Source organism: Mesoplasma photuris ATCC 49581 (genome assembly GCF_000702725.1).
Classification (GTDB): Bacteria; Bacillota_I; Bacilli_A; order Mycoplasmatales; family Mycoplasmataceae; genus Tullyiplasma; species Tullyiplasma photuris.
In genome coordinates this window covers 34,620-50,034 of sequence record NZ_JNJI01000003.1, presented here as the reverse complement: position 1 = coordinate 50,034, position 15,415 = coordinate 34,620, and the positions used below count along the sequence as shown (strand labels likewise).

At 27.6% G+C, this 15,415-nt stretch carries 16 protein-coding genes; all 16 read right to left on the bottom strand.

Going from position 1 to position 15,415, the window contains the following annotated elements:
- Window positions 1-2: 2 nt before the first annotated feature.
- Window positions 3-662 carry a hypothetical protein gene (locus tag T347_RS0101940; RefSeq protein ID WP_031542750.1) on the bottom strand — a complete coding sequence of 220 codons (660 nt, stop codon included), beginning with the start codon at window positions 660-662 and terminating at the stop codon, window positions 3-5.
- 90 nt (window positions 663-752) lie between these two features.
- Window positions 753-1,094: an immunoglobulin domain-containing protein gene (locus T347_RS0101935; RefSeq protein WP_031542749.1), complete on the bottom strand. Its 342-nt coding sequence runs from the start codon at window positions 1,092-1,094 to the stop codon at window positions 753-755.
- Window positions 1,095-1,142: 48 nt separating this feature from the next.
- Entirely contained in the window at window positions 1,143-1,760 is a 618-nt protein-coding gene (locus T347_RS0101930; protein ID WP_031542747.1) for a CatB-related O-acetyltransferase, read from the bottom strand.
- A gap of 27 nt (window positions 1,761-1,787) precedes the next feature.
- Window positions 1,788-2,444: a hypothetical protein gene (locus tag T347_RS0101925; RefSeq protein WP_031542745.1), complete on the bottom strand. Its 657-nt coding sequence runs from the start codon at window positions 2,442-2,444 to the stop codon at window positions 1,788-1,790.
- Between the two features lie 20 nt (window positions 2,445-2,464).
- Window positions 2,465-4,741, bottom strand: a complete 2,277-nt coding sequence (locus T347_RS0101920) for an ATP-dependent DNA helicase (RefSeq protein WP_031542743.1) — start codon at window positions 4,739-4,741, stop codon at window positions 2,465-2,467.
- Window positions 4,742-4,815: 74 nt separating this feature from the next.
- Window positions 4,816-5,247: a hypothetical protein gene (locus tag T347_RS0101915; protein ID WP_031542741.1), complete on the bottom strand. Its 432-nt coding sequence runs from the start codon at window positions 5,245-5,247 to the stop codon at window positions 4,816-4,818.
- A gap of 316 nt (window positions 5,248-5,563) precedes the next feature.
- A complete protein-coding gene (locus T347_RS0101910) occupies window positions 5,564-6,385 on the bottom strand; it encodes a TSUP family transporter (RefSeq protein WP_031542738.1) in 822 nt (273 codons plus the stop codon).
- A gap of 54 nt (window positions 6,386-6,439) precedes the next feature.
- A complete protein-coding gene (locus tag T347_RS0101905; protein ID WP_169734478.1) occupies window positions 6,440-8,980 on the bottom strand; it encodes a PTS sugar transporter subunit IIABC in 2,541 nt (846 codons plus the stop codon).
- Between the two features lie 17 nt (window positions 8,981-8,997).
- Window positions 8,998-9,852: a formylglycine-generating enzyme family protein gene (locus T347_RS0101900; protein ID WP_031542734.1), complete on the bottom strand. Its 855-nt coding sequence runs from the start codon at window positions 9,850-9,852 to the stop codon at window positions 8,998-9,000.
- A 5-nt stretch (window positions 9,853-9,857) separates the two neighbouring features.
- Window positions 9,858-11,339, bottom strand: coding sequence for a sulfatase (locus T347_RS0101895; protein ID WP_031542731.1), 1,482 nt, complete (start codon window positions 11,337-11,339; stop codon window positions 9,858-9,860).
- Window positions 11,340-11,407: 68 nt separating this feature from the next.
- Window positions 11,408-12,151, bottom strand: a complete 744-nt coding sequence (locus T347_RS0101890; RefSeq protein ID WP_031542729.1) for a MurR/RpiR family transcriptional regulator — start codon at window positions 12,149-12,151, stop codon at window positions 11,408-11,410.
- A gap of 204 nt (window positions 12,152-12,355) precedes the next feature.
- On the bottom strand, window positions 12,356-12,610 hold the full coding sequence (locus tag T347_RS03885; protein ID WP_169734477.1) for a hypothetical protein: 255 nt from the start codon (window positions 12,608-12,610) through the stop codon (window positions 12,356-12,358).
- Window positions 12,611-12,667: 57 nt separating this feature from the next.
- Entirely contained in the window at window positions 12,668-13,177 is a 510-nt protein-coding gene (locus T347_RS0101880; protein ID WP_031542725.1) for a hypothetical protein, read from the bottom strand.
- A gap of 7 nt (window positions 13,178-13,184) precedes the next feature.
- Window positions 13,185-13,502: a PTS sugar transporter subunit IIB gene (locus T347_RS0101875; protein WP_031542723.1), complete on the bottom strand. Its 318-nt coding sequence runs from the start codon at window positions 13,500-13,502 to the stop codon at window positions 13,185-13,187.
- Window positions 13,502-13,816, bottom strand: coding sequence for a PTS lactose/cellobiose transporter subunit IIA (locus tag T347_RS0101870; protein WP_031542721.1), 315 nt, complete (start codon window positions 13,814-13,816; stop codon window positions 13,502-13,504). The genes T347_RS0101875 and T347_RS0101870 overlap by 1 nt, the downstream gene beginning before the upstream one ends.
- On the bottom strand, window positions 13,816-15,414 hold the full coding sequence (locus T347_RS0101865) for a PTS sugar transporter subunit IIC (protein ID WP_031542719.1): 1,599 nt from the start codon (window positions 15,412-15,414) through the stop codon (window positions 13,816-13,818). The genes T347_RS0101870 and T347_RS0101865 overlap by 1 nt, the downstream gene beginning before the upstream one ends.
- Window position 15,415 lies beyond the last annotated feature (1 nt).

The window sequence follows — 15,415 nt, the reverse complement described above, 5'->3', positions numbered from 1 at the left end:
TATTATTTGTCTAATTCTTCATCCATGAATGGATTGTATTTGCCGTTTTCTTTTTCAATTTTTTTAGCATCATCTTTTTGAAGTAATTTTTTAGCATCACCTTTAAAAGTTTCTGTTTCTACAATTTGGTCGATAGTTTCTTCGCTAACTTTGTTATTGTTTTTTACAATTTCAGCAATTTTAGCTTGTTTAATTGCTTGTTGTTTTTCATAATCTTTTTTATATAAATCAATTTGTTCTCCAACACGACTTAATGATTCAAAAATTGCTCCACTTACAACAAGTACTACAATCATCGGAAAGAATACATAAAATGTAATCTTAAGTACATCTTGGTTCATAACATAATTTGCATTAATTGTTCACAATAGTGCAGTGAATGTAGCTACAGTATAAAGAGTTAATGAAACAATGAAATAAATTTGTTCTTTTTTGCTGTTTTTAAATCCGTTTTTAACTTTCAAACGTAAACGTAGGAAAATATAAGCTCCCATTATTAATGCAGCAACTGCTGCCATTATTGTTGATGTAATTTGTGAAGTTTCTAATGTCATTGTTTCTTCTTTAATATATGGTAAAAATGCAACTAACGGAGCTATAAAAATAAATATTGAAGCAACTGTTGCAATGTATTTTGTAAATGTATAAGTTTTTGTATTCATAAATAACCTCTTTATAAAATTATATATGTTTTTTAAAAAACAAATAAAAAAGATTAGATTTCTCTAACCTGTATTAACTTTTTACACTTTTTAAAATATATTATTTCTATCAAGACGATCCTCTATTTTATCTAAACGCTCTTCAATGACAGTAACACGTTGTTTTAAATCAGCAACATCGTTTTCAATTTTTTCTAAACGAATATTTATACCTTTTAATTCATTGATAACTATTGTTTGAAATTCTTTTTGTGTCATAGAGTTATCCCTTTCAACGTTAAATAGATCAATTACTACTTTATGATGTTTTAAAAGTTGCTTCTTATAAATATTCTTCTGAAAATTACTTAAAAAATCGATAACTTTAATTAACTCTTGAATATCTAAAATTATTTTATCTGATTCTAGTGAATAACTTATGATATTTTTCATTATTTAATCATTCTCCCTTTTAAAGGGGTAGTAAATTTAAATAAATTTTTACACTTTTTTAATAAGCTTTTTTAATTCTTGAATATTCCCACTATTTAAATGAGGAATAATTTCTTCAATTTTATCTATATCTAAATCCCATCATTTTAACTCTAATAATAATTCTCTAACTTCTTCTGAAAATCTTTCTTTTTTCAAAACAGCAGGATTACCTGCAAAGACAGTATATGGTGGTACATTTTTTGTAACAACACTTTTAGCAGCGATGATTGCTCCGTCTCCAATTGTAATTCCCGGCATAATTGTAGCGTCTTTTCCAATTCATACATCATTTCCAATAATAGTATCTCCACGTGATGTTGTTACTGGAATTGGTGTATTAATTCCAGTAATGAAAAATGGATATTGAGAAAAACTTTTCAAATCATGATTAGCACCATTCATAAAGAATTGTACACCATCAGCAATGGAACAAAACTTCCCGATGATCAATTTATCGTTATAAAATTCAGGAAAATGATATAGCACATTATTATTTTCAAATTCTGATAAACCAATATCACCTTTTGTAGAGTGATAATAAGTATAATCTCCAATTTCGATATTTTCTTTAGTTATATATTCGTTAATATATCCCATGCCTTCTGGTAGTTTATTTGACTTCATTTTTTCTCCTTCAATGCTTATTATAAATTAATCTTCAAGTTCTGCTAATAAAATATTATATGCTTCTAAAATTATTGGATATTTTAAAGTATCTTTTTCTTGAGAGATGTTTTCTTTCAAAGCATTGTTTAATTCTTCTTTTGTATAATTTACAGATAGCTTTAAAAGTTTTAATGCTTTTAGTGAAGACAAACTTTGCTTTTTATTTTGATGATTTGGTTTGATCTTAACAACTAACTCTCTTTCTTTTTTTAAAGCTTGAATTTCTTTAGTTGTATATATTTGATCATTTTTATAAAAGCCTTTTTTTCGTTTGTTTCATTCTTTTGTTTGATAAATAATTATAAAAATAGCATTAGTAATTCATATAACACCAGTTGTCACCATTAAAATAAAGTAAGAATTTTTCGTTTCTAAAAAATTACCTTGTTCTGATGTAGTAGTAATTCATAACAACATAAAAATTAAAGAAATAATTAATGTAGAAACACCACTAATAATTAACGCTATAGATTTTTTACCATAATTAGCTTTTCTTTTTGCATTTGAACAACCAAGGTGTTGAATTCCTTCTAACCCACTACGGTATGAACCGACTGCTCTAAAAATTGATTTATGTTCTTTTGTTATTTCTAAATTGCAAATTATGCAATGATTTCCAAAATTTTGAATATCTGCTCTCATATAAAGTCTCCTAATTTCAATTAACTTTTGCTAAATTCTTTTAATACTTGTACTAAAGTTGTGTTTCTTACTGGTGGATCAACTTTAATTGCTTTTTTAAATTGATCTTCACTTCCGATAATATACAATTGTTTTTTAGAACGAGTAACTGCTGTATAAACTAAATTACGATTTAAAAATCCATGACGTAAATACCCCATATCTTCAATTGTTAAAAATACATAGTCATATTCACTTCCTTGAGTTTTATGTACAGTTGATGAATATGCTAGAATTAGATTTTCTAATTCATCTCGTCCTAAAGTGATTTCTTTTGAAATTTTATTTCCATCAATTTTAATATAAAAATCGATATGAATTTCTTTAATACTTCCATTTATATTAACATCAATATTTTTAATAACTCCAATATCACCATTGTAAATGTCTTTATCAGAGTTGTTAACAATATACATTACTTTATCACCAATTTTGTAATGAGTTGATTCTCCACCAAAACTTGTTCTTCCTGTTTCAAAAATTCCTGTTTGAAGATTAAATTCTTTTTGAATTAAAGCATTGATTTGGTTTGTACCAATTTTTCCTTTTTTAATTGGAGAAATAAATTGATAATCTAATAAATCAATATTTTCTTGTGCAATATTTTTTGTTAATGATTCTTTAATTTTTGAAACTAATACTTCAGAATTAATTTCAAAAATTGTCTTAATATTATGGTAATCATTTCATTGAATATCGTCAATTTCTTGATTAATAATCTTTGTTGATAAATCAATAATATCTTCATTATCTTTAGCTCTGAATTGTTCATTTAGTTTAGCAATTGGTAAAGTATTTGATTTGATCAAATCTGAAAAGATGTTTCCATATCCGATACTTGGTAATTGATTTTCATCTCCAACTAAAACTAACTTATCGCAATTTCGTAATCCTCTTAACATGTTATAGAATAATTTTTGATCAATCATTGAACATTCGTCAATAATAATTAACCTTTGTTCTAATGGAGTATCTCAATCAATACCAAATCCTTCCTCACCTTTGTACTTTAACAAACGGTGAATTGTTGATGTATCAATTTGTTTTAAGTTTTCTTTAATACGTGAAGCTGCTCTACCAGTTGGAGCAGCAACTGCTACTTCAGTTTTTGCAAAAGTTACATAATCATTAATTGAATACAATTTATAGAAAGTTTCAATAATTCAACTAATAGTTTTTGTTTTACCAGTTCCTGGTCCTCCAGTTAGAATTAAAACATTGTTGTTAACAAACATTTCTAATGCTTTTCTTTGATCAATTCCTAAACTTTGATTTTGTTTTTCTAGTTTGTGGTTTAACTCATCGATAAATTGAAGAGATATATCTTTATTAATTGCTTTAACTGATTTATCTTGTAATCTTAATAGTTGTTCAGCAATAAATTGTTCTTCTTTTCAAGCGTTATATGTATATAAACGATCATCAACGATTTTAATTAACTTAATTTCTTGAGCAATATTGATAATTGAGTCTCAAGCGATTTCGGTATTAGCAAAACTACGCTTAATATCGTCATAAAACCCTTCAAATTTAACAAAAGTATGTTGTTTCTGTTCTGTATAGAGATTAATCTTTCTTCATAGTAAGAATGCGATTCTGATTGGATCGGTGATTTCAACCCCGTATGCTAAGGCAATTTTATCAACTTCATCAAATGGTTTTAATCCATAACGACGATATAAAGTGTAAATCCCAATTCCTAAGTGATCCAACACTTGTTTTTCATCTAATAAGTATTTTCTAATTTTGTTTAGGATATTAATACTCAATCCCTTTTTAATAAAATTAGAAGTAACTTCTTTTTGTTCAATTTGTTCAGTTAAAACTTTTTTAATTACTTCAATTTGTTTAGGTTTCAGTTTTTCAATATCATCTAATTGATTTAAATCTTGATAAATAGTTTCTAAAATATTATCAACTTCTTTAAAATGTTCATAAATATGAGATGCAGCAATTGGTCCAACTCCAACAAATTTTTCTGAACTAAAGTATGTAGTGATTGCTTCTTTCATATCGATGTTTGGAATAGTGAATAAATTAGCTTCATGATAGTCTTCAACAATGAATTTTGAACCACGATCATTTTTAATGTAGTATCCTGATAATTCATAATACATTCCCTCAATCATATCTGTAATATTTCCTTGAATAACTACACTTTTTCGTTCATTTTCAGGATCAAAAAAATTAGCCATTGCTCATTTGTCAATAACTTTAAATTTATAACCCATTTTACCAATTACTTTTTTCTCACTCATAGTTATCCTTTACTATATTTTAACTTATATATTTTTAGATAAAACAAGTATAAAAAAATAACAACAATTAGTTGTTATTTTAAAAATCTATTCATAAATATTTGTGCTTTTTCATCTCTGACTCAACGAGGTCCCATGACAACTGGTTTGGTTCCGGGTTTGTAAATTTCTTCAAAAGATTTAGCATGAATTTGTTCGTTAATCATGTTTTCACTAATTATTATTGTTGTTGAATATGATTCGTTATCTCATAACTTTTTACCAACTTCGGGTAAATCATTTAATACTTCTAATATTTCACCAACATAATAAAGAATTCCCTTAGAAACGAATGCTACACAATCTCCTGGATTAGCTTCATTTATTCTATCTATACTTCTACCATGATAACTTCATGCATTAACAAATTTGTCTACTTCAAATAAATTAATATCTTTTAAATTAACTTTATTTTTAATTCCTATTTCAAAATATTCTTCAATATAGGGTGATAATAGAAACTTCATATTTACCTCTTTTCTATATTATAAATTAGTATTTTCTAAAGCTCAATGATCAGCGCCAATCATTCCGGCTTCATTTCCTAATAAGGTAATTTTAAAGATTATAACCTTGTTCTTAATATTAGATATAAATTTCTAGATTCCTCTTTGATAATTTCAAAAATATTATCACCGTTAAGAAATAATCCTCTTTCAATTATAATGGATTCTAGGTCTAATGAATGAGTGTGTTAGGATTGCTATATGTTTAAAAAATACTCAAACACAAAACTTATTTTCTTTTGTTTTAAATAAAAAAACTCTCAAAAGTTGAGAATTTTTAAATTAAATCTAAAATCATTTTTATTATTGAAATTCAAATCAAAACAATTAATATTCATTTAATAATAATTTCTTTTTTAATATACTTTTTAATCTTTATTGCCACAAATGTACCAAGGACAGATCCTACAATCATCGGTATTGCAATTTGCAACATTAAATCACCATCAGCAAAGAACTGATATGAATATACAACATTTATTAGCGATGCTATAGCAATTATTGAATGCGATAAAGAGGACGCTTCCTTCATTTCCAACATTAATATTAATAATAACATTGGCATTATTACAGGTCCGCCACCCATTCCAGTTAGCGATGTCATTAAACACCCCATAAAAGTAATCAACGCAATTCACATTCAATTTATGTAATTACCACTTGCGCTCTTAATTAAATATCATTTTTTTTCTTCATGTATTTTTATTTTAATTTTATTTTTAAAATAATATTCAAATAGTATTAACAATATGGTTACAATAGTTAAAACCACAACAATTATAATTTTAATTATTCTTGTATCGAATAATGTTGCAAGATAATTACCAAATAATATAGATGGCAATGCAATGCACGCAATTACTCCCAATGTTAATAAATTAATTCTTTTTTTATAAAAATTAATTCCAACATTGATTGCTGCGGTTATAAATACAAGTAAGTTTGAAACAAATTTTATATTTTCGAATGGTTCTAAACTTAACAATATCATTAAGGCTGGGACAAATATTACTCCACCACCAACACCTGATATCGATCCAAGAGATGATACAAAAAATCCTAGTAGAAATAATATAAAAATTAGCAATACTATAGACATATGTAACTCCTTTTGCTTTTGTATTTTAAATAAATAAAAGGTTTATTAGACCTTTTATTTATTTATAAATTCTTTACTTTTTTTATCGATATGCTTTTTGAATTCCTTTTTATCAAATAAATTTGTCTTTTTATCTGAGATTCCATATTCTATTTCTACATTATGAACAGCATTTGAAAAGTTATTTTTGTATTGATCAAACTGTTTATATATAGTAGATGGATAGTATGCATTCAACACATTTAAAATTGCATTTTCATTTGCTTTTAATGCATCGTTGTAAGTATCTACAATATTAATATTATTTTTTTTATAATTTGTCATTTCAATAATAACATTCTGTATTTCATTTTGTAATGAAAAGTTATTGTAATTATCTGTAGCAGCTTTAATTAGAGATTCATCAAATTTTTCAGGTTTTCTTTTCATATTTTGTAATTTAGTATATAAATCTTTTTTCTTTTTGTTTTCTTTTTCACCTAGTACAGATATTTTTGATTCAAATTTTTGTATAGATGAAAGATATTTATCATAATCAGCATAAGCTTTTTTATTTTCTTTTACTGTAGCCAAAAGTTTTACAGATTCAGTATCAAATGTTTCAGTATTACCTTCAAAGAATTTTGAATATTTTTTCATTTGTTTAATTGATTTTTTTGTTTCATAAACTTGATTTTCATAATCACGGTAGAAAATTAAACATAATCCTAACGCTGCACTGAATACAATAGCTCAGATCATTAATGCTCATAAGATTTCAAGATTATCATGAAGAGCCATTAATTGTAAAATTCCACCTTGTAAGAATATATCTGCATCTATACCAAAGATTCCTACTAGCAATCCATTCAATCCATTAGCACACATTGCCAAAAAGAATGGTCTAACTTTTGGAACTGAGATACCATATAAAATTGGTTCTGATACCCCAAATATAGCTGCAGGGAAAGCCGCCAGTCCAATTCGTCTTGTATTAGAGTTTCTTGTTGCAATTATTACTCCAATACAACATCCTAAATTTGCTCAGTTAGCTGAACAAGCCATTAACATAACACTACTTCCACCTTCGGTAATTTGCATTGTAATCATTGCAAGAACCGATACGTGCATTCCTGTTAAAACTAGTAATGGTCATAAGAATCCAAATATTCCTACACCTATTCCCCCTGGGATCTGCTCAATTACACTCATAAATTGAACAATACCAAATTCTATAAATGATAAGATTGGACCTAAAATAAAGAATGAAGATAAAATTATTACTAAATAAATTATCATTGGTCTAAATATAATATCAACAATTGATGGCATTCATTTTTGAATTCATTTATCTAAATAAACACATCCAATACCTGCCACAATAAATGTTAAAACTGAGTTTTCATACGATTTAACAACTATAGGGAAATCGCCTATTTCAAATAGCAATCATCCCTTTATGTTGTATTCTTTATTGATAATATATTTACCAAATTCATATTCATTTGGCTCAACCGGTTCAACCGGCATCAAGAATCTTGATGCAAGAGTTAATCCAATTAATAGTCCTAAAATTGGATTACCACCCAGATATTTTGTTGTTGAGTAACAAAATGATACCCCTAGTAAACTCAATCCAACTTTTGACATAATAAAGAATATCACAGCAAATACGTTTGAAGTTGCTAGATTACCATCATTTACTGCTGGTATTACATTTGTATTGACTAGTAGTGCATTTAATGCTTGTAACATCCCCACCGTAATTAATAGTATTACGTTCGGAGCAAGAACACCACTAAGGAATCCAAATATTTTATCCTTTACACTTTTTTTGACTTTTCCATGAATCTCAAAGTTTTGAGCCATAGTAATGCTAGACACTTTTGCTCTAACTTTTGATACTTCACCACCAATTATAATTTGTAATTGATTTCCAGCTCAGTTTACGCCTTTTGTTAATTCCATTTTTTTAATTGCATCAACATCAACAAGATCCTTATTATGAATATTGAATCTTAATCTTGTCATACAATTAAATACATCAGAATAGTTATTTGCTCCAACTGCTTCTAGATATTTTTTTGCACTTATCTCATACTTATCTCCCATTTGAGAAGTTTCAATTGATGAAGTTTTAATTTCTTCAACATTTAGTTCAATTTCAAATTCAGCAATTAAATCGCCTTGTTTTACTAATCCAAATTTTGAATTTACTAATTTCATTGATTTTATATTTGTTTGATCTATAACTATCGGTGTTTCAACCTTTAAGTTATTAGCTTTAATTTCTTCTAAATCAACATCGACAATAGGAGTTGAAAGTTTAACACTGTCATTAACTGACACTTTTAAATTAAAAGGTTTTCCTTCTAAATTCACAGTGTCTAATCCAATGTGCATTAAAACTTTAATGTTATTATTATCAAAATATATAGCGTGTTTTGTATCAAAAATCATTTCAACTTTTCCACCATCTAATGGTGAGTTAAATGAATTATTTGTTGGTACAAAAACAATACCATCACCAAGATTTTTCTCGGCAAAGACAGGATCGCTACATTGATCAACTGATTTTGCTTCACCATTTGCGGGAGCATATATCTTAAATATCATATAGTTTTTTCCTTTATTTATTTCACACATCTAAAACTTAAGTTGCTAGATGTGGATTTTGCTGAATTTCCATTTCTTGAGAAAACTCTATATCTTGCACAGAAATCATCAGTACATAAGAAAGAGCCTCCACGTAATGCATATTCATCATTACTAATTTTATTATTCTTATCCCATTCTTTTTCTATTTCAAAATTTTTAAATTTATCCAAAGGAATTCATCTTCTATTTAATTGTCATTCTCATACATTTCCTACCATTTGATATAAACCAAAATTATTTGGTGGGAACGCTTTTACTGGAGCGGTTCCTAGATAACCATCTTCAACATCGTTAGTTATAGGAAACTTTCCTTGTCAAATGTTTAATAGTCATTCACCTTTTTCATTTTTAACTTCATTACCTCAAGGAAAGTTTTTGTCGATCAAACCTGCACGTGCTGCATATTCAAATTCAAATTCAGTCGGTAATCTTTTCCCCGCTCATTTGCAATATTCTAATGCATCATTTCTTGACACATGAACAACGGGATGATCCATTCTAGAATCTATGTTTGTATTTGGACCTTCTGGAGTTTTTCATGTTGCACCTTTAATGTCATATCATCAGTTAATTACATTTAATTTATCAAGTTCATTACGTTTATTTTCATCAATCAATAATTTAAATACATATGATGTGCCAATCTTTTCAGCATCAGTCACATAATTTGTTTCTTTGATAAACTTACTAAATTCTTCATTTGTTACTGGTGTTGTATCCATGTAAAAATCTTTTACAGATAAATTTTGCTCTGGTCATTCAAGATCTGTAGCTTTACCTACATCACTTTTTTTGCCCATTCTGAAATTTCCACCTTTTATTAAAATCATTTCCATTATAAACCTAGCCTCTTAAATTCATCGTTCGGAACTTCAAGTTCAATTAATTTTTGTTTTAATTTTTTATTCATTAATTCAATTAGCTTTTTATCTTTAATATTGTTTTTTTGTTCCGGATCATTTTCTAAATCGAATAAAAAATCACCAAATTTAAATGTATCTTTGTGGTTTTTTGATAAATTAATTTCTACCATTGGTATTTGATTTGAAAAGTTTGAACCAGGAATTAGCTTCATGGTTTTAATATCATCTTCAGAAATAAATCCCCTCATATTTGTAAATGAAAGCGTTTGTAATGTTACAGGTAAGTTGTCACTTTTTACAGATGATTTTATAAAAATATACTTACCATCATACATAGAAACAAATCCACCTTTTTCACCAAAAACAATTATGTCGTGGTTTTTTAACTCTTCATCCTTAATGAGATTTAGTAATGATTTTCCATTACTTACATAACCTTCTTTTCTCTCTAATTTGAAGTATTCCAAAATCGTTGGTGCAATATCAATTGTTTGAGATACGGCATCAATTCTTGTACCATCCAAACCTGCATATTCTGGGACGTGTAAGAAAAATGGCGTGTGTATTATTTCATCAAAAAATGGCATTATATTTTTACCAATAAAATCATGTTCTCCTAGTAAAAAACCATGATCAGTATTTACAATTAACATTGTATCTTTTCATAAATCATTTTCATCGAAGTAATCCAATATTTTACCTAAATATTTATCAACCATTGTAATTAATGCTGCATACTCTTTCCTCATTTGTTCAACTTGTTTTGCATCATATCCTTCTGGTAAATGTTGATATAATGGGAAAAATGGTAAGTCATCACTAATAACTTTTTCATACAATACTCTATATTCATCTGGAACAAGGAATGGCTCATGCGGATCGAAAGTTTCTATTTGTACAAATCAGTCATCTAAATCCTTGTGTCTCTTGATAAAGTCTAATCCAGACTCCATAGTGAGTACACTAGGATAATCTTTTTCTTCTTGCATTCTTTCTCTATTTGCAAAGTGTTGTTCTCATGAGATACCTTTTTTATTTAAAGAGTTATTGCTTATATCGGATTTGCCGCTATCTCTTGGGACCCATCTATCGCCTTCTTGTCCTCTGTAACCTTCTCAAGTACTATAACGATTATGATAAGTTGCTCCACCATCTTCAAAATAATGAGAGTGATCTGTTATTAAATGAGTGTATATTCCTTTTTCAGTCATTAAATCAAAAATTGATTTATCAAATGGCTCGAGTGGTCCTCACCCTCTATGTAAAAAGTTATATTTACCTGTGTGTATTTCTCTTCTAGCCGGCATACAAGGCATACTACCAGCATAAAAATTTTCGAAGGTTATTGTTTTTTTACCTAACCTTTCAAAATTTGGAGCTTTAACTCAATCATTTCCATAGTTTGGTAAAAATTTTCGTGTTAAAGTGTCAAACATTATCATTACTGCTTTCATTTTATTTTCCTCCCATATATATTATTGATTACATATGTAGAAAAAAAATTCTCTAAATCAAAAGTAATTTAGAGAATTTTTTCAAAAATTAGAATGGATATTAGTTCCATAATTACTTTTCTGTACATTCAACTATTAAGTTTTGTTTCAGGATTTACAATAAAAGAGTTGTCTTCATTAATATCAAGTTTGCTAACTTGGAAACTTGATGAGAATAAAAAGTTGAATTTGTTTTCTTTTGATGCATTGTATAAATTATGAAGTCTGAAATTATCTGGACCAAAAGCAAAATAAATGGCTGGTGTATCGACTATTTTTGTCACTTCGTTAAGATTTAGTGATCAATCAATAACATTTACTTTTATTCCCTTTTGTCTCAAAAGTTTTTCTAAAAATAAACAGGACTCAATTGTTTGAAATGTGCTGACGATTACAACTTCTTTTCTTGCATTTAATACGTTGATAATATTATTCAGTAGTGGTCTTATTTCAAAAAATAAAGTTGAAATACTTTCAAGAGTTCTTGATGTATTTCCCTCAATTTCGAGAATGTTACTTCTAAAGTTATCCATCATTTCTGTTTCAAGCTGCAACTTGTATACAAGTTCTTTGTATCCTGGAACTTTAATTCTTTTACAAAATGCTGTAATTACACTGGGTGAAACATTACATATATCTGAAAAAATTGTTTGTTTTAAAAACTTTCTATTATTAATACATTTCATCATCTCTTGAGCAATTAGCTTATCTGTTGAGTCGATGTATGCTAATGATAGATTTCTAATTATATTTGTGTAACTAACGAAATTCAAATTATTCACCTCCATAAATAACTTTACATTAAAAAATAAGCAAGACAGAAATCTAAACTAGGAAAAATAAAATCTATACTTCCAAAAGGAAGGTGTAGTTTTTTTATATCTAAAATTTATCAAAAGATGAATGAATAAAAATCGTACAGATTCTTAAAGAAATTAGAATACAAATAGCTAAAAAATAATAAATACATTTGTGAATTAATTATAAAACTCTATATATTTTTTATTGATTCACAAAGCAATAAAATTAAAAAAATATATAATCATATTAATAGGAGATAATGTTTTGGAAACATCAACAATGATATTGATTGTAATTGCTGCAATTTGTTTTTTAGCACCTTTTTTTATTTGAATAGGGCATAATTTTTTATTAAAAAGTAACAAGATTTCTATTTCAAATAAAAAGAAGCTTTTGCTTTTTAGTTTTGTTACAGGGTTTACTTTAGGCATAATAATGGTAATTATTGCAGTCTTAACAAATTAAAAAGAGCTAAAGCTCTTTTTAATTTAAAAATTATTTTTTATATATTTATCAAGGGTTTTTCAAAGACTTTTAAAAGACTGTCTATTTTTTGCTTTAATTTTGTCTCCATTTATACCAGAAACTATATATGGATATACTGCTATTTCAGAAATTGATAGTATAGTTTTTGATGAAGAAGTTTTTCTAATAATATATTGAATGAAATAAGTTATATCATTTCATTCTGTTTTTAATATTATATTGTTGTTATTATTTTCAATTACATTATAAACAATATGTTTAGCCTTTTTTAAATAAACGTCATTTCCTACTATTAACTTTTTTTCATTTGTTTTAACAGTTCTCAACTCTTTAGTTATAAAAAGTTCTATAAGATTTCATAGTTCTTCTAAAGATTTATCATTACTTAAATTATTTTTTATTTTAAGTTTCTTATTATAATTTAACAATCTTTTCTTATCATCAAATAAACTTAAATATCTTTGATCATTTATAAAATCTTTATCATTGATAACTATATTTTTTAATTTCATAATTCTCCTATTTGTTCATTAAGGTTTTAAGAGCTAAAGCCAAAATACTTTTACCGTCGTTATCACCGTACAAATCACTCGGGATATCAATTACTGGGATATCGAATTTATCAGCTTCTTTCTTGAAACGCTTCAATTCATATCTAACTTGTGGTCCTAATAAAATTATACTAAATTCTGAAACTCTTTTAATTGCTTCAGTAGTAGGTATAGCTTGAATATCTGCATCGATATTGTTTTCATCAGCAACCTCTCTCATTTTTTTTACTATATTTGATGTGCTTGCACCAAATGCACAAGCTAAAGTTATATTATATGTTGCCATTATTTAGCCTCCATTTTTTCATAAACATTAATAAATTTTTCAGCCATTTCCAATAACATTTGTGCACTCATCATTTGATCTTCAGCATGCATTAATAATATCGAAAATTCTAATTTATTACCTTGAGCTTCAAATGAAATTGTTTCCATATGAACTTGTTCTGCTTTTATGATATCTTCTCGTCCAAGTTCAATTAATTTATTTGCTTGGTCATAATTTCCATCTTCAGCTTCTGAAATAGCTTCAAATGCATATGATTTAGCTGAACCAGCACTTGAAATTATTCCAAATGCAATTTTTTCGTAATTTAACATTATTTACCTTTCTTTGCTGCTGCTGCAAAAATATCTTCAGCTTCCTTAGAAATACTTTCTTTAGGTTCTTGCTTACTTAATGCTGCTGCCGCTAATTTATTTTCATATTTTTCATTAATTAAAATGAATGGAATATAGTATATGAATGCTCCAACAAATATTCCTATAGCTAGAACCGCTGCTTTTCAATCCATTCCAGATGAGAATAATGCTCCAATACCAACAGGCATTGTTCATGGAGCATAAATATAAGATTTAGATACTAGTCCTAGAGGACCTACAAATAATCATGCCACTATTGTGAAAATAGGCATTACTGGAATAGCGGCCAGTCCCAGAATAGGATTTAACATCAATGGATATCCAAAAGTAACTGGTTCATTAATATTAAATATAGCTGCTGGACCACAAATTTTATTTAATTCTTTATATTTCTGTTGTTTTGAAAAAATTATTGTTCCAAGAACCATAGCTCCCGTTATTCCTCAACCTGTTGTCATGACATATGTTTCTCAAAATGCCATATTAAATACCGCCAATGATGGATCTGTTGCAGACATTCCATCCGCAATAGCTTGTGCATTTGTTGAAATAAGTCCGAATCAAACTGGGTAAAAAACCCCATTCAGAACATTTCCACCGTGAATTCCGAAGAATCAGAATAACCCATACATTGAAATATAGAACATTCCAATTCCTAAACCACCACTTGATGATGAAGCAAAAGCTAAGAATGGAGCAGATATAAATCTAAAAAATAAACCTGCAAAACCATATTCTCCTGCAGCGAATACTACTTCACCTTTAGATTCAATATCTAAATTAGCATATAAACCAATTGATCAAGCAATAGTATTTAGTGATGCAACAATTAATAATACAAACACAATTGGGAATAGTGCGGCAAAACCCTTTGAAACAGTTGGTGGAACTGATGAAGGTAATTTAATTTGAATCTTTTTACTTCTTTCAAAAATAATAAATAATTGAGAAGTAATAAAAGAAATTAATAATGTTGCTAATAATCCTGTTGCATCAAAGAAGAAAGGATTTACTTCTGTGATTATAAGGAATGAAGCCAAACCTGTTAGTCCAGCTAAAATTGGATTTTGAGAATCCTTAAGAGCAGCCCATCTTCAAGCAATGAAGAATGATGCATATAAACTTAATGCTCCCATTGTCGCAGTATTGATGATTGAAAATAATTTGTTACCAATATCAGCAACATCAGCGAACGCACCTTGTAATGCTCATAAAGTAGTTCCACCATCTCCTGTAGAAGTTTCTACAAATCCAGATCATTTAGCAATTCAACCAATAACTGAGGTTGAAAGTGATGACCCTGTAGCTCCACCACCAAATAAAAACGCACTACCAAGAATACCTAATGATCCTGCTATGATAACTGGAATCATTAAAGCAAACGCATCTCTAATTGTAACCAATATCGGAAATGAACCAACTTTTGCAAAAATCGGTAGCATTGTATCTTCGATTTTTTGACTCAGTTTTTTTTCCGAATTTTTTCCTCTTTTTCCGACAAATTTCTTAACCTTTTTCTTATTGTCGTTAGGAGTTGTATTTTTTAAATCAGACATT